This window comes from Ancylobacter koreensis (assembly GCF_023016525.1).
GTDB lineage: Bacteria > Pseudomonadota > Alphaproteobacteria > Rhizobiales > Xanthobacteraceae > Ancylobacter > Ancylobacter koreensis.
In genome coordinates this window covers 83295-102338 of record NZ_JALKCG010000006.1, presented here as the reverse complement: position 1 = coordinate 102338, position 19044 = coordinate 83295, and the positions used below count along the sequence as shown (strand labels likewise).

The window sequence follows — 19044 nt, the reverse complement described above, 5'->3', positions numbered from 1 at the left end:
GGTTCTGTCGAGACGGGGATTGGTATGGTCGAGGCCACGGTGAAACTGACGTCGGATTTCTTCAAGGCGGAGGTCGCCGCGCTCGGCGCCGAACTGGTCCGGCTGACGGACAAGGAGGGTCGCGAGCTGCTGTGGAACGGCGATCCCGTCTTCTGGACCGGCCGCGCGCCGGTGCTGTTTCCCATCGTCGGCCGGCTGCCGGGCGATGAGCTCGTGCATGAGGGCGTTGGCTATCCGATGGCGCAGCACGGCTTCGCGCGCCGGAGGATGTTCGAGCTGGAAGCGCACACCTCCTCCTCCGCCAGCTTCGTGCTGCGGGCGGATGAGGAGACGCGCCGGCAGTACCCGTTCGACTTCGTGCTGCGCGTCACCTACACGCTGGTGGAGGCGACGCTTACCGTGGAAGCGACGGTGGAGAACCCCGGCGCCGTGCCGCTGCCGGCGAGCGTCGGCTTCCATCCGGCCTTCCGCTGGCCGCTGCCCTATGGCGGCACGCGTGCCGATCATCAGCTCATCTTCGAGAAGGCCGAGACGGCGCCGATTCACCGCCCGGTCGGCGGCCTGCTCTCGACCGCCACCGAGGCCAATCCGGCGGTCGACACCATCGTCGAGCCGACCGATGCGATGTTCGCGCGCGACGCGCTGATCTTCCTCGACCTGCGCTCGCACCATCTGCGCTACGGCGTGCCGGGCGAGCCGGGGCTGGAGGTCGATTTCCCCGGCATGCCGCATCTGGGCCTCTGGTCGAAGCCCGGCGCGCCCTTCCTGTGCATCGAGCCATGGGCGGGCTATGCGACGCCGGAACAGGCGCCGGCCGAGTTCACGCAAAAGCCGGGCCTCAGCCACATCCAGCCCGGCGGTTCGAAGAGCTTCGGCTTCTCGCTGCGCTGGCTGCCGGATATCGGGCGCTAGCCGGCGCCGTCCGGCAGGCGCTGGCGGGCGGCGCGCAGCGCCACGGCCTGCGCGGCCGGCACCACGCGGTCGCGCCCGCCGCGCTTGGCCTCGTAGAGCGCGGCGTCGGCATCGGCGATCAGCGCGTTGATGTCGATGGCCGGTCCCTGCGCCGTCGCGACGCCGATGCTCGTGGTCAGCTGGCCGGTCTGCGGGTGGGAGAGGCCGCATTCGGCGAGCTCCTCGCGGATGCGCTCGCCCACGGCGACGGCGCCTTCCGCGTCCGCGCCCGCCAGGATGAGGGCGAACTCCTCGCCGCCATAACGGCAGCCGGTGTCATCCCGGCGGGCGGCGGCGCGCAGCACCCGCCCGAAGCCGCGCAGCGCCTCGTCGCCGGCCTGATGCCCGAGGGTGTCGTTGAGCGCCTTGAAGCGGTCGAGGTCGAGCAGCAGCAGCGAGAGCGGCTCGCCGGTGCGCTGGCAGCGGGCGCCCGCGCGCAGCAGCTCCTCGTCGAAGGCGCGTCGGTTGGCGAGGCCGGTCAGCGGATCGAGGCGGCTGAGCCGCGAGAGCTCGCTGTTGAGCGTGCGCAGCTCCAGCTCGTCGATGGCGATGGCCGCCAGCGCCTCCAGCGGCGCGATGTCGAAGCCGCTGGCGTCGCCCGCCTCCTCGCGCATGATGCAGAGCGTGCCGACCACGAGATCGGGCGCCAGCTTGATCGGCACGCCGGCATAGAAGTGAAGCGTGAGATAGGGCAGGGCGGGATGGCCAGCGAAGCGCTCGTCGCTGTGGAGGTCGCCGACCACGAGCGGCTCGCCGGAAGAGACCACGCTCTGGCACACCGTCTTGGGGCGTTCGGCGACCGGCGCAATGGCCTCCGATGTCACCGACTTCATCCACTGATGGGCGCCGTCGACGAAGCCCATAAAGGCGACGTCCGCGTCATAGATGTGCTGCGCCAGCCAGGTCAGCCGGTCGAAACGCTCCTCGCGCGGTGTGTCCATGATCCCGCAGGCGGTCAGCGCGGCAAGCCGCGCGGCCTCGTTCGCGGGAGCTTCGGGAATGCGCCACATGTCTATCCCTCACGGTCGCGCGCGTTGCGCGGCTCAGCCGCGGCGGGCCTCGCCCAGAAGGTCGGACGGACCGTCGAACTGGTCAACAGCATTCACAAGCTCATGAATGAAAGTCTCGCACCATCTGTGGATCGTGTTGGTGCGCACCTTCTCCCAATTGGCCTGCCAGCGCTCGCGCCGCTCCTCGATCGGCATGGAAAGCGCGGCATGGGCGGCTTCGGCCATGCCCTCGACATCGTAGGGATTGACCAGCACAGCCCCGGAAAGCTCGTCCGCCGCCCCGGCGAAGCGCGAGAGAATGAGCACGCCGGGATCGTCGGGGTTCTGCGCGGCGACGTATTCCTTGGCGACGAGATTCATGCCGTCGCGCAGCGGCGTCACCAGCCCGAGCCGGGCATTGCGGTAGATCGCCGCCAGCGTCGCCCGCTGGAACGGCCGGTTGAGGTAGCGCAGCGGCACCCAGTCGAACTCGGCATATTCGCCGTTGATCGCGCCGGCCAGCTCCTCCAGCTCGCGGCGCAGCGCGCGATATTCCGCGACCTCGCCGCGCGAGACGGGCGCGATCTGCATCATCGTCACCTTCGAGCGATGCTCGGGGTAGCGGTTGAGCAGTTCGCCGAAGGCGGCCAGCTTGCTCGGCAGGCCCTTGGAATAGTCGAGCCGGTCCACGCCGACGGCGAGCTGGCGGCCGCCGAGGCTGGCGGCGAGGCGTTGCTCCTCCTCGCTGCCGACGGAGGCCTGCGCGTCCGTCACGAAGGCGTCGGCGTCGATGCCGATGGGAAAGGCGGCGATGCGGAAGCGCCGCTCGCGCAGCCCCACCACGCCGCCCGGCGCGATCCAGCCGCGCGCCTCGGAGGAGATGTAAGTCAGCAGGGCGCGCACGTCCTGCTCGGTCTGCAGCCCGACCAGATCGTAATGCGACAGGTCGTTCACCAGCGCGGCATGCGAGGGCAGGCTGAGGAACACTTCCGGCGTCGGCCACGGTATGTGGTGGAAATAGCCGATGCGCCCGCCGAAGCCGAGCTTGCGCAGCTCCGCCGCCAGCGGGATGAAATGATAGTCGTGCACCCAGACGATGTCGTCCGGCCGCAGCATGGGAAAGAGCGCGCGAGCGAAATGCTCGTTCACCCGGCGATAGCCTTCCCATTCGGCGCGGCGGAAGGAAAGGGCGCCGAGCCGGTAATGGCAGAGCGGCCACAGCGAGCCGTTGGCGTAGCCGGCGTAATGGGCGCGCTGGTCGTCCGGGTCGAGGGTCAGCAGCGCGTAGGTCACACGCCCGGAGCGGAACACTTTCGGCGTGTCGGGCGGGTTGACCTGCGTCTCGCCGCTCCAGCCGAACCACAGCCCGCCATGCGTGCCCAGCGCCTCGCGCAGCGCGACCGCGAGCCCGCCCGCCTTCGCGGCACGCTCGCGCGGCGACGCCACCCGGTTCGAAACGATTACGAGCCTCGCCAGAACGCTTCCTCCCATGTCTTGGACAGCCGCATCGCCGTGTCGATCAGGCCGACCATGGAATAGGTCTGCGGAATGTTGCCCCACAGTTCGAGGGTGCGGTTGTCGATGTCCTCGGACAGAAGGCCCGCCTCGTTGCGCCGGGCCAGCAGGCTGGTGAACATCTCGCGCGCCTCCTCGCGCCGGCCGATCAGGTCGAGCGCGCCGGCGTACCAGAAGGAGCAGATGGTGAAGGAGGTCTCGGGCACGCCGAAATCGTCCTCGCCGGCGTAGCGCATCAGATAGCCGTTGCGCTTCAGCTCGCGGCCGATGGTTTCCACCGTCGCGACATAGCGCGGGTCGTCCGGCCGCACGAAGCCGAGCTCGGCGAGCAGCAGCAGGCTGGCGTCCAGCTGCCCCTCTTCCTGCGCGTCGACGAAGCTGCCCATCTCCTCGTTCCAGGCGAAGGCGAGGATGCGGGTGCGGATCTCGTTGGCCTGTTCGGACCAGAAGGCGGTGCGCTCGGGGATGTCGAGCACGCGGGCGATGCGCGAGAGCCGGTCGCAGGCGGCCCAGCTCATCACCGCCGAGAAGGTGTGGACGCGGCGTCGGCCGCGCAGCTCCCAGAGACCGGCATCGGGCTCGAAGGCGAACTCCACCGCCCGCGCCCCGACGCGCTCCAGCAGTTCGAACAGCGCGCGGTCGCCGCGGCCGGGCAGCCGCTCGTCGAAGAACATCTGCGCCGCGGCCAGCACGACGTGGCCGTAGCCGTCATTCTGCACCTGCTCGGCCGCCTGATTGCCCACCCGCACCGGCCCCATGCCCTGGAAGCCGGGCAGGGCGGTGGCGAAATGCTCCTCCAGCGGGGCGCCCGGCACGATGGAATAGACCGGCGCCAGCCGGCCCGAGGGCTCGGCGGCGATCACCGTGGTGAGGTAGCGGATATAGTCCTCCATGGTGCGCGTGGCGCCGAGCAGGTTCAGCGCCCGCACCGTGAAGTAGGAATCGCGCAGCCAGCAGTGCCGGTAGTCCCAGTTGCGGATCGAGTGCGGCGCCTCGGGGATGGAGGTGGTGAGCGCGGCGACGATGCCGCCGGTCTCCTCATAGGCGCACAGCTTCAGCGAGATGGCGGCGCGGATCACCGCGTCCTGCCACTCATAGGGAATGGAGAGGTAGCGCACCCACTCGGCCCAGTAGTCGCGGGTCTTCTCCTCGAAGCCGCGCGCCGTGTCGGCGAGGCTGGAGGCGAAGGGCTCGTCCGGCCCGAGCACGAGAGTCGCCGCCTTGCTGAGCACGAAGGGGCGTTCCTCGGTGACGTAGACGATGGGCAGGTCGGTGGTGGCGCGCAGCGTGAAATCGTCGCCGGAAAAGCGCATGTGGTTGGAGCCGCGCACCGGCTTGGGGCGTTGCTGGCCCCAGCCGAAATGCGGGCGCAGCCGCACGGTGACGCGGCAGGTGCCGGCGATCGGCTCGATCCGGCGCACCAGCATGGCCGGCCGGTAGATGCGGTCGTAGAGCTTGAAGCGCGGCGCGAAGTCGACCACCCGCAGCTTGCCGCCCTGATCGTCCTCCAGCACCGTCTCGACGATGGCGGAGTTGCGCTGGTAGCGCCGCGTCGCCTTCACCTGACCTTCGAGGCGCACCTCGAAGAAGCCGGCCTCCGGCTCCGTGCCGCCGAGCAGCGAGGAGAAGACCGGATCGCCGTCTATGCGCGGCCAGCAGCACCAGGCGATGCGGCCGTTGGCGTCGATCAGGGCGGCGATGGTGCCGTTGCCGATGGCGGCGAGGTCGAGGGAGGAACTCACGGGGCCACGCTCTCCAGACGGTGGGGAATGCGTTCCAGCCAGTCGCGCACCTGCGCGGGGCCGGCGAGATGGAAATCGGCCTGCCCGGTGGCGCGCGGGCCGACCGCGACGGCGAGCCCGCCGGCGGCACGGGCGGCGCGAAAGCCGTCCTCGTCCGTCACGTCGTCGCCGAGGAACACCGGCCGGCGCCCGGTGAACAGGGCCGTGCGCATGAACTGGTCGACGGCGGTACCCTTGTCGTGGCCGCCCTGGCGCACCTCGATGACGAAGCGGCCCTTGAGGAACTCGACCGAGCCGTCCAGCCCGCTGCCGAGATCGACCACCTTCTGCATGATCTCCTCGCCGAATTGCGGCACGGCGCGGAAATGCACCGCCAGCGACAGCGGCTTGTGCTCGACGAAGACACCCGGCCAGCTGGCCAGCACCTCGACGAGGGCCTCTTCCAGCGGACGGCGCCATTTCGGCATGGGAATGGGAACGGCCGGCGTGTCGGGCGCGAGGCGTATCTCGGCGCCGTGCTGGCCGGAGGCGGCGAGCCGCGCAGGTGCAAAGCGGCGGTCCATCCAGTCGATGGTGCGCCCGGAGACCAGCGCCACCGCGCCGTCCAGCGCGAGCTGGAGGCGGGTCAGCAGATCCGGCAGATCGTCGGGAATGCTCACGCCCTCGGGGTGGTCGGCGTGGTCGATCAGCGTGCCGTCGATATCGAGGAACAGGGCCCAGTCGGGTTCGGGCAGCGGCCGGAGGCCGTCCGCCGATGCGGTTGGTGTGCTCGCCATTCTCTCGGTATACCCGCGCCGTTTCGTGTTATTGAGGTAATAAGGTAGGCAATGGCGCCGGAGCCTCCGGTGCCCCGGTATCGTCACGCCGTCAACGCGCGACCTCCTATGGCGTTCCGTTACCCCTCGGGAAATTCTCTCGCGCGGGCGAAAGCGGGCGCCGCCGCAGGTGCCTTAGCGCGGAACGAGGCGGGCTTCCGGCTGGCACAGCCGCGCGGTGTTTCCTCCCTCCAGCTTGGCGGCATAGAGCGCCTGGTCGGCCTCCTCGATGAGCGCCGCGCGCACCGCCTCGGGCGAAAGGGCGGGAGGCTGCGCCGCTGTGCGGGCCGGCAGGCCGGCGACCCCGATGCTCAGCGTGAGCAGGCCGCCGGGGCTTCCCTCATGCGCGATGGCCAGCGCCGCCACCGCGCGCTGTATGTTGGCCGCGACCTTCATCGCTCCGTCCGCGTCGGTGTCGGGTAGCAGGACGAGGAACTCCTCCCCGCCATAGCGTGCCACCATGTCGCCCGGCCGCGTCGCGGCGCCCAGCATGGCCTGCGCCACCGCCCGCAGCGCCTCGTCGCCACCGAGATGGCCGTAATGGTCGTTATATTTCTTGAAGCGGTCGACATCGACCATCAGCACGCAGAGCGGAGTGCCCTCGCGCTGGCTGCGGGCGATCTCCCAGGGCAGCAGCTCCTCCAGCGCGTGGCGGTTCCACAGACCGGTCAGCGCGTCGGTGCGCGCCGCCTCGGTCAGCTTGTGGTTGGCTTCGCTCAGATGCCGGTTGGCGTGTTCGAGCTGGGTTTCCAGCAGCTTGCGCTCGGTGATGTCGACCAGCACGACATGGATGGCGAAGGGCGTCCCGCCCTCGGCGTGGCGCACGGGGCGCGAGGCGACGATGTAGAACCGGCCGGCGGCGGCGAACTCGTGATTGGGCACGTTGCGGCCGGCGTCGAAGGCGTCGAAGTCGCGCGCAATGTGGGCGTCGGCCAGCGCGCCGAAATGGTCGGCCGCGCGGTCGCCGACGAGCTGGCCGGCCGGGACGCCGACGAGCGCGGCGAGTTCCTCGTTCACCAGCAGGTAGCGCCCGTCGCGCCCGATGACGCAGGTGGGCACGGGGAAATTGGCATAAAGCTCGCGCAGTTCGCGGTCGGAAAGGGCGGAGAGCATGAGGCGGCCTTGCGGGGGGCGGTCAATAGCCGGCAAGCTTGCGCGGATGGCTCCCCGATTGCACTGCGTAATACCACTAGAGCGGTTTTGACCTGACGGAACACGGCGCTTCCGGGCGGCCAGCGGCCTTGCCGCCCCACGGTGCAGCGGCTACATAGCCTCCAATCTCACACCGCATCGCGACCCGGTTGGAAAGCCGCCCCGGCACGCGCGCTCGCGCAGGAACTGGCACGCAGGATTCGCACATGGCCTCTTATCAGTACGTCTACCACATGCACGGCATGACCAAGGCCTATCCGGGCGGCAAGAAGGTGCTGGAGAACGTCCACCTGTCCTTCTACCCGGATGCCAAGATCGGCATTCTCGGGCCCAACGGCTCGGGCAAGTCCACCCTGCTCAAGATCATGGCCGGCATGGACAAGGATTTCTCGGGCGAAGCCTGGGTCGCGGAAGGCGCGCGCGTGGGCTACCTGCCGCAGGAGCCGCTGCTCGACCCGACGCTCTCCGTGCGCGAGAACGTGATGCTCGGCGTCGCCAAGCAGAAGGCGATCCTCGACCGCTACAACGAGCTCGCCATGAACTATTCGGACGAGACCGCGGACGAGATGACCGCGCTGCAGGACGAGATCGAAGGCCAGGGCTTGTGGGATCTCGACAGCAAGGTCGATCAGGCGATGGACGCGCTCGGCTGCCCGGAAGAGGGCTCGGACGTCTCCAAGCTCTCGGGCGGCGAGCGCCGCCGCGTCGCGCTGTGCCAGCTGCTGCTCTCGCAGCCGGAACTGCTGCTGCTCGACGAGCCGACCAACCACCTCGACGCCGAGACCACCAACTGGCTCGAAGGCCATCTGCGCAATTATCCGGGCGCGATCCTGATCGTCACCCATGACCGCTACTTCCTCGACAATGTGACCGGCTGGATTCTCGAACTCGACCGCGGTCGCGGCATTCCCTATGAGGGCAACTATTCCTCGTGGCTGGCGCAGAAGGCCAAGCGCATGGCGCAGGAAAACCGTGAGGACGAGGCCCGCCAGCGCGCGATCGCCTCCGAGGCGGAGTGGATGGGGGCCTCCCCGAAGGCCCGTCAGGCCAAGAACAAGGCGCGTATCCAGCGCTATGACGAGCTGGTGAAGAAGGCGTCCGAGAAGGCGCCGACCACCGCGCAGATCGTCATTCCGGTGTCGGAGCGGCTCGGCAACAACGTCATCGAGTTCAACGGACTCGGCAAGTCGTTCGGCGACAAGCTGCTGATCGACGACCTCTCCTTCAAGCTGCCGCCGGGCGGCATCGTCGGCGTCATCGGCCCGAACGGCGCGGGCAAGACCACGCTGTTCCGGATGATCAACGGGCTGGAGAAGCCCGATTCCGGCAGCATCACCGTCGGCGACAGCGTGCAACTCGGCTATGTCGACCAGAACCGCGACGCGCTCGACGACAAGAAGACCGTGTGGGAGGAAATCTCCGGCGGCAACGAGGTGCTCTATCTCGGCAAGCGCGAGATCAATTCGCGCGCCTATTGCGGCGCCTTCAACTTCAAGGGCGGCGACCAGCAGAAGAAGGTCGGCATGCTCTCGGGCGGCGAGCGCAACCGCGTCCACCTCGCCCGTATCCTGCAGCAGGGCGCCAACGTGCTGCTCCTCGACGAGCCGACCAACGACCTCGACGTCGAGACGCTGCGCGCGCTGGAAGAGGCGCTGGAGGATTTTGCGGGCTGTGCGGTCATCATCTCGCATGACCGCTTCTTCCTCGACCGTATCGCCACCCACATGCTGGCCTTCGAGGGCGACGGCCATGTCGAGTGGTTCGAAGGCAACTTCCACGACTATGAGGAAGACAAGAAGCGCCGCCTCGGCGTCGACGAGATCATCCCGCACCGGATGAAGCACAAGAAGCTCACCCGCTGAGACGCGCCGCCGGCGCCCGCGAATTTAAAAGGCCCGTCCGGGGATCCGGGCGGGCCTTTGGTCTTTGAGGCGCCGCGCGGCGCGTTCAGGGCTTCAGCATGAAGCCGGCGACGGCATCGGGCGGGCGCGAGGGCGAGGCGAAGTCCTCCCAGAAGGCGGCGTTGAGCCGGCCGGGGGAGGGGGCGATGAGCACGAACTGGTTCCGGCCATTGGTGGTGAAGGCGAAGCCGTTTCCGGTGTCGCGCCTCACATTCACCTCGGTGATCGCCTTGTTGTAGGTGTAGACGATCCGGCTCGGGCCGACGAACTGGATGAAGCTGATATTGTTGGGGTCGCGCTTGCTGCGCAGCGCGCCGTTCCAGACCCAGCGGCCCTGGTAATAGCCCTTGCCCATATTGATGGCGGGCTTGGCCTGCGCCGCCGCGACCGGCACGCCGGGCGGAATGCCGGCGGCCAGCAGCGCGGCGGCGAGCGCCGCGCCGACGAATGTCTTCACGTTCATGAGGTTCTCCGGTCCCGCAAGGGTCGCCGCGCTCCGGTGCCCCCGGCGCCGCCGACGGCGCCGTCCGCCGGCACCATGGTAAGGTTAGGCGGGCGCGGGGTGGCCGTACAAGGCGGCGCAGGCGCGCAGGGCCGGCTTCGTCGGGGCCGATGCACAGGGCATTTCGCGCCGCCGCGCGTAGGGAGTTTCGCGCGGCCGGGCGGCCATTCGCGGCGACCCGCGCGTCCTCAACTCCGCGTCAGGCAGGCGGGGCCGGGCCTGCGGGCGGTTCTCATCGCGGCGCGATTCGGCTATGCCGGGGACATGCGACGCCTCCTGACTGGCCTTCTCACGCTCGCCGCCGGCGCCCTGTCCCTGGCGGGCGCAGCCCTCGCCGATGCCGGCTTCGACCGCTTCATCGCCGCGCAATGGCCGGCGGCGCAGGCCATGGGCGTCGCGCGCGCCACCTTCGAGCGCGAGACGCGCGGGCTGGAGCCGGACTATTCGCTGCCCGACCTTGCCCTTCCCGGCAAGCCGCGCAAGCCTGACGGGCAGGCCGAGTTCGTGCAGACGCCGGCCGCCTATCTCTCCGACAAGGCGATCGCCAACTACGCCGCGAAGGGGAGGGCGCTGGCGCGCCAATACGCGCCGCAACTCGTGGCCATCGAACGGCAGTTCGGCGTGCCCGGACCCATTCTGCTCGCCATCTGGGCGCGCGAGACCTCCTATGGCGGCGCGAAGCTGAACCATGACGCGCTGCGCGTGCTGGCGACGCAGGCCTATGTCGGCCGACGCAAGGACGAGTTCCGCGCCGAATTCCTCGCCGCGCTGAAGATCCTCGACGACGGGCACGTGGCGCGCGCGCAGATGAAGAGCTCCTGGGCGGGCGCTATGGGGCTCACCCAGTTCATGCCGACCGGCTATCTCACTTACGGCGTCGACCTCGACGGCGACGGCACCGCCAATATCTGGACCGACGTGCCCGAGGCGCTGGCGGCGACCGCCAGCCTGCTGCGCGAGAAGGGCTGGCAGCCGGGCCGGCGCTGGGCCTATGAGGTGGCGCTGCCCGCCGGCTTCGACTGCACGCAGGCCGAGCCCGAGACCACCGCCAGCATCGCCGAATGGCTGCGACGCGGGGTGCGCATCGTCGACGGGCGGGCGGTGCCGCCGGCCGCCATGAAGGACCCGGCGTCCCTCATCATGCCCGCTGGACCGTTTGGTCCGGTTTTTATGACGCCGGCTAACTATTTCGTCCTGAAATCCTATAATTTCGCCGATCTCTACGTGCTTTACGTCGGCCATCTCGCGGACCGGATCGAAGCCGACAAACCCTTCGTAACCCCTTGGTCCAGCATCGCTTTGACCAAGACGCGCGACCTTGAATTCATGCAGAAGGTGCTGACGCGCGAGGGATACTATGCCGACAAAATAGATGGCAAGGCGGGCATGAAAACCCGCGCCGCTCTGGGCGCCTACCAGAAGGCGAACGGACTCGCTCTCGACTGCTGGCCGGACGCCGAAGTGCTCGGTCACATGCGAAAGAGTAGCCAAGAGTAGCCGGCTACGCATCTTTGCGCATCGATCAAGCGAATCAGCCTATCGGAAGGATTATGCCCTCTGCGCCGCCCCGGCGACAGGCGCGCGCGACCTTGTCCACGCCTCCGGCGGGAGGCGGCAAGGCGCCGTTCAGCGCGCCAGCCGGCTGACGAAGCGCATGTCGCTGCCGGCGCCCGTGAGATCGGCGGCGGAAAGCCAGAACACCTCGCCCTCGCTGTCCTCGGTGTCGAGCCAGAGGAAGGGCAGATGCGGGAATTCCGCCTCCAGTATCTCCCGCCCGGTGCCGATCTCGCAGATCAACCCGCCCTGCGGCGAGAGATGGGCCGGCGCCTGCGCGAGGATGCGACGCACGATGTCGAGCCCGTCCGGGCCGCCGTCGAAGGCGAGCATCGGCTCGTGCCGGTATTCCGGCGGCAGGGCGGCCACCGCCGGCGCGTCGACATAGGGCGGGTTGGTGATGATGAGGTCGTAAACCTCGCCGGCCACCGGGGCGAACAGGTCGCCCTGCAGCAGCCGCACGCGGTCCTCCATCTCGTGCTCGGCGACATTCTCGCCCGCCAGCGCCAGCGCGTCGGGGGAGAGGTCCACCGCGTCGACCTCGGCATTCGGGAAAATCATCGCGGCGAGGATGGCGAGGCAGCCCGAGCCGGTGCACAGGTCGAGCGCCCGCGTCACCTCCATCGGTTCCGGCACCAGCGAGAAGGGCTCGCCGCCGGTCAGTTCGCCCGCCAGCAATTCGCCGATGAAGGAGCGCGGCACGATGGCGCGCGCGTCCGAGCGGAACGGCACGCCCTGGATATAGGTGCGCCCCAGAAGATAGGCGGCCGGCTGGCGCGTGGTGCAGCGCTTGTCGATCAGCCCGGCGAGGTGGATCCGCTCCTCGGTCGTCAGCCGGGCGTCGAGCCAGGGCGCAAGGTCGTCCACCGGCAGGCGCAGCGATTCCAGTACCATGAAGGCGGCCTCGTCGATCGCGCTGGTGGTGCCATGGCCGAAGACGATGCGCGCCGCGCCGAAGCGGCTCACCGCGTAGCGCACGAAATCCCGCACCGTCCTGAGCTCGTCCGCCGCCGTCATGGCGTCCTCCCCTGTCGTTCCGCCCCAGCGACAGCACGGCGCGCCGGCGAAAGCAAGCCGCCGGCGGCGGCGCGCTTGTAATCAGAACGTCACGGATCGATAGGATGGAGACCACTCACGCTTGGGGAGCGAGGCATGGCCGCGCCGGCGAACGACGAAATAACCCTGGTCATCGACCGCGCCGTGGCGGTCGTGCTGTTCGAGTTCCTCTCGCGCACGGTGGACGATGCCGACGGCGAGGCGCTGGCCGAGTTCATCGAGGACGAATCCGAGGTTCCTGCCCTGTGGGCACTGCTGGCGGGGCTGGAGAGCGTGCTGACCGAACCGCTGGCCGAGGATTACGAGCGCCGCGTGCTCGCCGCGCGCGAGGCGGTGATGAAGCGCTTCGGCGGCGCCTTCTCCGGCAAAGGTGACGACTGACCGGCGACGGCTTGACCGCGGCGCCTGCGCGGGGGCGGGGGAAAACGATGACGCAGCAGCTGTGGACCGCCGTCGACGACTATATCGCCGATGCGCTGGTGGCGCCCGACGCGGCGCTGGAAGATGCGCTCGCCGCCAGTGCCGCTGCCGGCCTGCCGGATATCGCGGTGGCGCCCAATCAGGGCAAGCTGCTGATGATATTGGCGAAGCTCGCCGGAGCGCGGCGCATATTGGAGATCGGCACGCTGGGCGGCTATTCCACCATCTGGCTCGCCCGCGCGCTTCCGGCCGACGGGCGGCTGGTGACGCTGGAAGTGGTGCCCGCCCATGCGGCGGTGGCGCGCGCCAATATCGAGGCGGCCGGGCTCGGCGAGCGGGTGGAGGTCCGGCTCGGTCCGGCGCTGGAGAGCCTGCGGGCGCTGGAGCGGGAGGGCGAGGCGCCGTTCGACCTCGTCTTCATCGACGCCGACAAGCCGAACAACGTCCACTATCTCGACTGGGCGCTGCGCTTCGCGCGCATCGGCACGCTGATCGTCGCCGACAATGTGGTGCGCGAGGGCAAGGTGCTGGATGCCGGCCATGACGACCCGCGCGTCAAGGGCGTGCGGGCGACCTATGACTGGTTCGCCCGCCAGCCGCGCGTCTGCGCCACCGCCGTGCAGACGGTGGGCGCCAAGGGCCACGACGGCTTCGCCGTCGGCCTCGTCACCGATTAAGACGGCTTCGCCGTCGGCCTCGTCACGGAATAAGTCGGCCTCGCCGTCGGCCTCGTCACCGAATAAGTCGGCTTCGCCGTCGGCCTTGTCAGGGCGTCGCGGTGCGGATCGCCGGCAGGGCGGCGGCGGGCGTTGACGCCGGCGACGCCTTGGGCGCGGCGGGCACCATGTCGGCGGAGCGCTGCTGCGATTCGATATTGGCCACCATGGCGCGGCCGAGGTCGCGGGCGAAGCAGTTATAGCCCCAGTCGTTCAGGTGGAACTTGTCCTTCCAGAGGAAGGTGTCGAACGACATGCCGGCCTTCTCGTGCCAGTCGCGCATCAGCGCGAAGCGGTGATAGACGCCGACGCCTTCCTCGGCCGCCACCCGGTCGATGGTGCCGAGCATCTGGGCGGTGTCGGCATCGTCGATCACACGCGGGGCGTATTGCGGGTCGACGAGCACGAGATCGGCGTCGAGCGCGCGCACGCGGGCCACGGCTTCACGCAGCAGCGCCTCGGCGGTGGCCGGGCCGTCGGCGCGGAACAGCGCGTTCACGCCCGACTGCCAGAGCACCAGCGTCGGCTTGGCGGCGGCGACGTCGGCATCGAAGCGCGCCAGCATCTCGGGCGCGTCCTGCCCGTTCACGCCGCGATTGACGACAGTGATGTCCGCGCCGGGAAAGCGCTCGCGCAGCATCGCCTGCAGCCGGCCCGGATAGGCGGCGTCCGCCGAGGTGGCACCGGCGCCGGCGGTGGAGGATGAGCCGATGGCGACGATGGTCACGGGCTCGCCCGCGCGCAGCTTCGCGGAGGTGCGCGCCAGCGGCACGGTGAGGCGTGCCAGCGTCTTGGCGGCCGGGCACGCGGCGGGGATCAGTGGCTGGGTGCCGGCGAGCGGCGTCGTGCCGGCGGTCAGCGTCTGCGCCCCCGCAGGCAGGGCGGTCCCGAGCGCGAGGGCGGCGGCGAGAAGAAGGCGAGCGTGGTGCATGTCAGCGGGAACCGAGGGCTCGGGTCTGGACGCCATCCACGATCATGCTGACGAGAAGCCGGCCGATGCACTGGTGGACGTCGGTGAAGAGGGAGGCGGACGGGCGGGCACTGTCGAAGTCGAAAATGCCCTCGTCCTCCCAGAAGCGCATGACGCTGTAGCGGTCGAAGAAGGGCACGCCGGCCTCGCGCGTCGCCCAGCGCAGCGCGTTGTTGTAGGGCGCGACGTCGAAGGCGAAGGCGGTGCGCGGGCTGTATTGCGGGCTCACCACGATGACGTCCGCCCCGGCGTCGTGGGCATAGCCGATGCCGGTGTCCACCGCGTCGGAGAAGGCGGAGGTGTCGGCGCCGAGAATGGTGTCGTAGGTGCCGGTCTGCCAGATCATCAGCGCCGGCTTCGTCTCCGCCAGCACGCCCGGCAGGCCGGCGAGCACCGCCTCCGCCGTGGCGCGCGGCTGGTTGTTCGTGGTGACGACGACGCCGCCGTCGGGATAGCGGGCCCGCAGCGTCTCCTCGATGTAGCTCGGGAAGCTGCGCGGGGCGTTGGTGGTCTTCTTGGCGCCGGTGGCGCTGTTCACCACGAGAATGGTGGTCGGCTCCTTGCGCTCCAGCGAGCGGGCGAGGCGCAGCAGCGGGAAGACGGCGCGCGTCAGCGCCGAGGGCGCGGCGCACACGCCCGTGCTCTCCGCACGCGCAGCTTCACCGCCCGCCGCAGCGAGGGCGATTGCCAGAAAGACACCCCAAAAGCGCCGTTTCACGATGTTCCGGTTCGTCCAGCCGATTTCCGCGCCGCCATGTCGCGCTCGACGCGACCATACCACGACAGCAGTGCCGAGAGAGCCACCATAAGGCATATGCCCGTGACGCTCAGCGCAAGCTGCATGGTCAGCGATCCTGTCACTTCGTTCAGCACGAAATGTGCGGCAAAAGAAAGGAAGACGCCGAAACAGAAGATCTCAAGAGAGTTCTGGCCGCACAAAATCATCGGCCGCAGCAGTGGCGAGCGCAGAGCGGCGGTATCCACTGGCAGTACGCGCACGATTACCACCGCCAGCGCGAGGAAATGGAGCAGCCGCAGCGGCGAGAGGTCCGTCTTGCTGATCGGGTAGATGATCGCGCCGATCGGCTCTGGCACGAAGCCTTCCATGGGCGGCCAGTACCAGCTCGTCACCACCGCCAGCGAGAGGAGGAGATAGAGCACGGAGGCGATGAGGACGAGGCGCGAATGCACCAGGAAGGACAGCCGGTCGCTGCCGCCGAGCCCGCACCAGCCGCCGAAGGTGAACAGGAGCTGCCAGGCGAAGGGGTTGAAGAACCACATCCGGTCGTCGGGATAGGCCGGCAGGTTGATGCCCCAGTAACCCGCCGCCGCCCACAGCGCAAAGGAGGCGGCCAGCGTCGCGTCCGGCCAACGCTTCAGCGCGATGAGGATCGGCGGGAAGGTGGCGAGCAGCGCGATGTAGAGCGGCAGCACGTCCATGTTGGCGGGGCGGAACTTGAGCAGCAGCGCTTGCACCAGCGCCACGTCCGGCTCGGCGAGGAACTGCAGCGCGCCCATCTCCTCCGCATAGAGCGGGTTGGAGAAGCTGCCGACGACATAGGAAATCTCGGCGAGATAGATGACGAAGAGGAAGATGAAGGCGACGTAGAGCTGCCAGGCCCGGCGCAGGATGCGCGCCGAGGTGACGATGGCGCCGCTCGAGTCGAGCTGCCGCCCATAGACCATGGCGGCGGTGTAGCCGGAGATGAAGACGAAGATCTCGGTGGCGTCCGAAAAGCCGAAATTCCGGTTGGTGATCCAGTTCGCCACATTGTTGGGCACGTGGTTGAGGAAGATGAACCACAGGGCGAGGCCGCGGAACAGGTCGAGCCGCAGGTCGCGCCCGCTGGCGACGGGCGGCGCGGGCCTCTCGGCCCCCCCGGCCGAAACCTCGGGAACAGCGGGCTTCGCGGCCGGTCGCGCCGCCGCGACGGCGGGCGCCAACCGGCTGGCCGGCTGATCGGCAACCTCGGACGGAGCCGGCCTGCCGGCCGGCTGATGGGCGACCTCGGGCGGAGCCGGCCTGCCGGCCGGCTCCGTGGGGCGTTCCGCCTGTGTGGCGGTCGAGCTCACCGGCCCCCGCTCACTTCTTCAGGCCGAGGCCGAGGAACAGCACGGCCACGCCATTGAAGATGAGGTCGATGCCGAGCAGAAGGCCGAGCACCCACATGCCGCTGACCGGCCAGCCGGCGATGATCTCGATGCCGAGCAGGATGGCGATGACCGCCGAGAAGGCGATCCAGCCCCAGCCCTGCGCCGGGCGCAGCTTGAAGGCGGCGACGAGGCGGAACACGCCGCCGACGATCAGCGAGATGCCGAGGAAGAGCGTGAGGAATTCGGCGGCGTAGAGCGGCACGACGATGGCGATGATGCCGGCGGCGAGGAACAGCAGCCCGTCGAGCAGCCAGAAGGCGAAGGCGCCCCAGGTCTTGACCTGGAAGGCATGGATGATCTGCGCGCCGCCCGACACCGCCATCATCACGCCGATATAGAGAACGGAGACCACCGTGCTGAGCACGAGGTTTCCGAGCGCGATGGCGCCGGCGATGATCATGATGAGGCCGAGCGCGACGAACCAGCCCCATTTGGCCCGGAGTTCGGAAAGCTGTCCCGCGACCAGGCTGCCGGGCGTCGGCGTCATGGAATCGGTGGAGAGAGACATGGTCGTCAATCCTCTGTGGATCGCCACGCCGGGCAGGGCGGTAACGACTTCCGGCCCCCGGAGTTCCAGCGACTCGTCCCGCGACGAGTGCCGTATCGTATAGGTATGGACGCCGGGCCTGTAGTCGGGGAATCTCGCCATCCAGAACTTGGAGGGCGCGCTTTCGGCGCGCCGGAATTTGCGCGAAGCGTGACAGGGGAGAGCCCATGCCGGGCGTCGTCGAGATTCAGGCCGATCTGTTCGGCGAGCCGGCGGGAATTCCCGCCCAGCGCTTCACCGCCCGGCTTTCCGGCACTCTGATCGCCGACGGCGCGGGCTTCGCCACCCGCCCCGTCCCGTCGCTCGCGGTGACGCTGGAGGGCGTGCCGGGCGACCGTCATGCCGGCCATTCCCGCCCCGCCGACAGCCGCGTGCCGTGGTATCCGCGCGGCACGCCGATCCGCAATGCGCGCCAGCTCTCGCTGGTGGCGCCGGACGAGCTGGCGGAGATCGCCCGCCGCCTCGGCCTGCGCGAGGTCCGGCCGGAATGGATCGGCGCCAATCTGGTGATCGAGGGCGTGCCGCGCCTCACGGCGCTGCCGCCGGGCACGCGGCTGCATTTTCCCGGCGGGGCGGCACTGGCGGTGGAGGGGGAGAACGCGCCCTGCCGTCATGCGGGGGCAGCTGTGGCCGCAGCCTGCGGCGAGGCTTCGGCAGAGCTGGACTTTCCCAGGCTTGCCGGCGGCTTGCGCGGGCTCGTCGCCTGGGTGGAGCATGCAGGCGAGCTGGTCGCCGACAGTCCCTTCGAGGTGCACGTGCCGCCGCAGCGGCTGTGGACGCGCTAGCAGGCAAGAAAACGGGCGCTATGCGCCCGCTTGTCCGGCGTCAGCGGACCGCGACGCCGGTGTCCATGACAGGCACGGCGGCGGTGGTGTTCGGCACCGAGCCGGTCGCGGTCGAAGCGGTGGCCGGCGAGTTGCCCGGCAGCACCACGACCTTGGTGCCGACCTTCACGCGCTCATACAGGTTCTCGACATCCTCGTTCAGCATGCGGATGCAGCCCGAGGACATGAACTTGCCGATCGTCGAGGGCTGGTTGGTGCCGTGGATGCGGTAGATGGTGCCGCCCAGATACATGGTGCGCGCGCCGAGCGGGTTGCCCGGACCGCCGGCCATGAAGCGCGGCAGGTAGGGCTGGCGCTCGATCATCTCCGCCGGCGGGCGCCAGTCGGCCCATTCCGCCTTGCGGCTGATCTTCTCGGTGCCGGCCCAGGTGAAGCCCTCGCGGCCGACGCCGATGCCATAGCGCTCGGCCTTGCCGCCGGGCAGCACGTAATAGAGGTAGGTGTTCGGCGTATCGATGACGATGGTGCCCGGGGCTTCCTTCGTCACATAGTCGACGATCTGGCGCTGCAGGTTGGCCGGCAGCGCCTTCACCGGGCCGGTCTCCGGCTGGTCTTCCGGCGGCAGCATGGCGACGCTGGAGCCATTGGCGCCGTAATTGTTGGTGGCGTCCGGCTGCGCGCTGGCCGAGGGGGCGACATAGCCCTGCTGGGTCGCGGCCGTGCCATAGGGCGAGGCCATGCCCGCCGGCTGCTGGCCGGAATAGGCGCCCGGCGGGTAGCCGGCCGGCTGGCTGGCCGGATTGCCATAGGGCGCATTGGCGACATGCGGCGCAGCGCCGGGGACCGCGCCGGGCACGCTGCCGGGCGGCTGCTGCACGCCCGCGCCCTGGATCGGCTGCGCATAGGGATCGCGCACGCCGGGGGGCGTGCCGTAGGTCTGCGGCTGCGGGGCGGCGCCATAGGTCTGCGGCGCGGTGCCGGGGGCCGAAGAGCCGTAGGGATCGTAGGCGGCGGGAACCTGCACGTCCTCCGCCGGACCGGTGGCGGCGTCATAGGCGGAGCCTTGCGCGGCGGGGTCCTGTTCGGCCACCGCATTGTACTGCGCGGAGGCGCTGCCCACCGTTGCGAGGACGGCAAGGGCGACAGCAGGAGCGAAACCGAGGCGAACGACCATCATCAAGCCTTAACCGAATCTGCCGGAACGGGAATGCGTGAATGCTTGTCGCGAGGGAATGACGCAGGATCAAGGCAGGTTCAAGACCAGAACCGGTCACG

The 19044-nt window shown here is 69.3% G+C and carries 18 protein-coding genes; 6 read left to right on the top strand and 12 right to left on the bottom strand.

The window, feature by feature from the left end:
* Positions 1-39: 39 nt before the first annotated feature.
* Positions 40-912 (top strand): aldose 1-epimerase family protein, encoded by an 873-nt coding sequence (locus MWN33_RS14485; protein WP_247201748.1) that lies wholly within the window; start codon positions 40-42, stop codon positions 910-912.
* On the opposite strand, the gene MWN33_RS14480 is transcribed toward MWN33_RS14485, so the two are convergent.
* From MWN33_RS14480 to MWN33_RS14460, 5 genes are all read right to left on the bottom strand, one after another.
* The gene (locus MWN33_RS14480; RefSeq protein WP_247201747.1) at positions 909-1961 is read right to left on the bottom strand and encodes a GGDEF domain-containing protein; all 1053 of its coding nucleotides are present in this window, start codon (positions 1959-1961) and stop codon (positions 909-911) included. The genes MWN33_RS14485 and MWN33_RS14480 overlap by 4 nt on opposite strands.
* A 33-nt stretch (positions 1962-1994) precedes the next feature.
* Entirely contained in the window at positions 1995-3416 is a 1422-nt protein-coding gene (locus tag MWN33_RS14475; RefSeq protein ID WP_247201883.1) for an alpha,alpha-trehalose-phosphate synthase (UDP-forming), read from the bottom strand.
* Positions 3401-5197 carry a glycoside hydrolase family 15 protein gene (locus MWN33_RS14470; protein WP_247201746.1) on the bottom strand — a complete coding sequence of 599 codons (1797 nt, stop codon included), beginning with the start codon at positions 5195-5197 and terminating at the stop codon, positions 3401-3403. Before MWN33_RS14470 ends, MWN33_RS14475 begins: the two co-directional genes overlap by 16 nt.
* Entirely contained in the window at positions 5194-5973 is a 780-nt protein-coding gene (otsB, locus tag MWN33_RS14465) for a trehalose-phosphatase (protein ID WP_247201745.1), read from the bottom strand. The genes MWN33_RS14470 and otsB overlap by 4 nt, the downstream gene beginning before the upstream one ends.
* Positions 5974-6147: 174 nt before the next feature.
* Complete coding sequence (locus MWN33_RS14460) at positions 6148-7125, bottom strand: GGDEF domain-containing protein (protein WP_247201744.1); 978 nt, start codon at positions 7123-7125, stop codon at positions 6148-6150.
* A 245-nt stretch (positions 7126-7370) separates the two neighbouring features.
* Between MWN33_RS14460 and ettA the strand changes: the two genes are divergently transcribed.
* The gene (gene ettA, locus MWN33_RS14455; protein WP_247201743.1) at positions 7371-9026 is read left to right on the top strand and encodes an energy-dependent translational throttle protein EttA; all 1656 of its coding nucleotides are present in this window, start codon (positions 7371-7373) and stop codon (positions 9024-9026) included.
* An 85-nt stretch (positions 9027-9111) separates the two neighbouring features.
* Here ettA and MWN33_RS14450 read toward each other — a convergent pair whose 3' ends face one another.
* Positions 9112-9528, bottom strand: a complete 417-nt coding sequence (locus tag MWN33_RS14450) for a hypothetical protein (protein WP_247201742.1) — start codon at positions 9526-9528, stop codon at positions 9112-9114.
* A 303-nt stretch (positions 9529-9831) separates the two neighbouring features.
* On the opposite strand from MWN33_RS14450, the gene MWN33_RS14445 reads away from it, so the two are divergent.
* On the top strand, positions 9832-11064 hold the full coding sequence (locus MWN33_RS14445; protein ID WP_247201741.1) for a lytic murein transglycosylase: 1233 nt from the start codon (positions 9832-9834) through the stop codon (positions 11062-11064).
* 129 nt (positions 11065-11193) lie between these two features.
* Here the strand turns inward: MWN33_RS14445 and prmB are convergent, their stop codons facing one another.
* On the bottom strand, positions 11194-12138 hold the full coding sequence (prmB, locus tag MWN33_RS14440) for a 50S ribosomal protein L3 N(5)-glutamine methyltransferase (RefSeq protein ID WP_247201740.1): 945 nt from the start codon (positions 12136-12138) through the stop codon (positions 11194-11196).
* Positions 12139-12273: 135 nt separating this feature from the next.
* Between prmB and MWN33_RS14435 the strand changes: the two genes are divergently transcribed.
* Positions 12274-12558 carry a hypothetical protein gene (locus MWN33_RS14435; RefSeq protein ID WP_247201739.1) on the top strand — a complete coding sequence of 95 codons (285 nt, stop codon included), beginning with the start codon at positions 12274-12276 and terminating at the stop codon, positions 12556-12558.
* Positions 12559-12605: 47 nt separating this feature from the next.
* Positions 12606-13274, top strand: a complete 669-nt coding sequence (locus MWN33_RS14430; RefSeq protein WP_247201738.1) for an O-methyltransferase — start codon at positions 12606-12608, stop codon at positions 13272-13274.
* 88 nt (positions 13275-13362) lie between these two features.
* On the opposite strand, the gene MWN33_RS14425 is transcribed toward MWN33_RS14430, so the two are convergent.
* From MWN33_RS14425 to MWN33_RS14410, 4 genes are all read right to left on the bottom strand, one after another.
* The gene (locus MWN33_RS14425; RefSeq protein ID WP_247201737.1) at positions 13363-14244 is read right to left on the bottom strand and encodes an SGNH/GDSL hydrolase family protein; all 882 of its coding nucleotides are present in this window, start codon (positions 14242-14244) and stop codon (positions 13363-13365) included.
* A gap of 1 nt (position 14245) precedes the next feature.
* Positions 14246-14917 (bottom strand): SGNH/GDSL hydrolase family protein, encoded by a 672-nt coding sequence (locus tag MWN33_RS14420; RefSeq protein WP_247201736.1) that lies wholly within the window; start codon positions 14915-14917, stop codon positions 14246-14248.
* Positions 14918-14997: 80 nt separating this feature from the next.
* The gene (locus MWN33_RS14415; RefSeq protein ID WP_281493792.1) at positions 14998-16227 is read right to left on the bottom strand and encodes an OpgC family protein; all 1230 of its coding nucleotides are present in this window, start codon (positions 16225-16227) and stop codon (positions 14998-15000) included.
* Between the two features lie 139 nt (positions 16228-16366).
* A complete protein-coding gene (locus tag MWN33_RS14410; protein ID WP_247201882.1) occupies positions 16367-16924 on the bottom strand; it encodes an HdeD family acid-resistance protein in 558 nt (185 codons plus the stop codon).
* A gap of 227 nt (positions 16925-17151) precedes the next feature.
* Between MWN33_RS14410 and MWN33_RS14405 the strand changes: the two genes are divergently transcribed.
* Positions 17152-17769, top strand: coding sequence for an MOSC domain-containing protein (locus MWN33_RS14405; RefSeq protein ID WP_247201734.1), 618 nt, complete (start codon positions 17152-17154; stop codon positions 17767-17769).
* 40 nt (positions 17770-17809) lie between these two features.
* Here MWN33_RS14405 and MWN33_RS14400 read toward each other — a convergent pair whose 3' ends face one another.
* Positions 17810-18946: a L,D-transpeptidase gene (locus MWN33_RS14400; protein WP_247201733.1), complete on the bottom strand. Its 1137-nt coding sequence runs from the start codon at positions 18944-18946 to the stop codon at positions 17810-17812.
* Positions 18947-19044 lie beyond the last annotated feature (98 nt).

What these genes read in the sequence shown, in the direction of transcription:
- otsB (WP_247201745.1), bottom strand. Translation starts at nt 5,973, where the DNA reads ATGGCGAGCACACCAACCGCATCGGCGGACGGCCTCCGGCCGCTGCCC.
- MWN33_RS14430 (WP_247201738.1), top strand. Translation starts at nt 12,606, where the DNA reads ATGACGCAGCAGCTGTGGACCGCCGTCGACGACTATATCGCCGATGCG.
- MWN33_RS14445 (WP_247201741.1), top strand. Translation starts at nt 9,832, where the DNA reads ATGCGACGCCTCCTGACTGGCCTTCTCACGCTCGCCGCCGGCGCCCTG.
- MWN33_RS14435 (WP_247201739.1), top strand. Translation starts at nt 12,274, where the DNA reads ATGGCCGCGCCGGCGAACGACGAAATAACCCTGGTCATCGACCGCGCC.
- MWN33_RS14400 (WP_247201733.1), bottom strand. Translation starts at nt 18,946, where the DNA reads ATGATGGTCGTTCGCCTCGGTTTCGCTCCTGCTGTCGCCCTTGCCGTC.
- ettA (WP_247201743.1), top strand. Translation starts at nt 7,371, where the DNA reads ATGGCCTCTTATCAGTACGTCTACCACATGCACGGCATGACCAAGGCC.
- MWN33_RS14405 (WP_247201734.1), top strand. Translation starts at nt 17,152, where the DNA reads ATGCCGGGCGTCGTCGAGATTCAGGCCGATCTGTTCGGCGAGCCGGCG.
- MWN33_RS14410 (WP_247201882.1), bottom strand. Translation starts at nt 16,924, where the DNA reads ATGACGCCGACGCCCGGCAGCCTGGTCGCGGGACAGCTTTCCGAACTC.
- MWN33_RS14425 (WP_247201737.1), bottom strand. Translation starts at nt 14,244, where the DNA reads ATGCACCACGCTCGCCTTCTTCTCGCCGCCGCCCTCGCGCTCGGGACC.
- MWN33_RS14460 (WP_247201744.1), bottom strand. Translation starts at nt 7,125, where the DNA reads ATGCTCTCCGCCCTTTCCGACCGCGAACTGCGCGAGCTTTATGCCAAT.
- MWN33_RS14450 (WP_247201742.1), bottom strand. Translation starts at nt 9,528, where the DNA reads ATGAACGTGAAGACATTCGTCGGCGCGGCGCTCGCCGCCGCGCTGCTG.
- MWN33_RS14480 (WP_247201747.1), bottom strand. Translation starts at nt 1,961, where the DNA reads ATGTGGCGCATTCCCGAAGCTCCCGCGAACGAGGCCGCGCGGCTTGCC.
- prmB (WP_247201740.1), bottom strand. Translation starts at nt 12,138, where the DNA reads ATGACGGCGGCGGACGAGCTCAGGACGGTGCGGGATTTCGTGCGCTAC.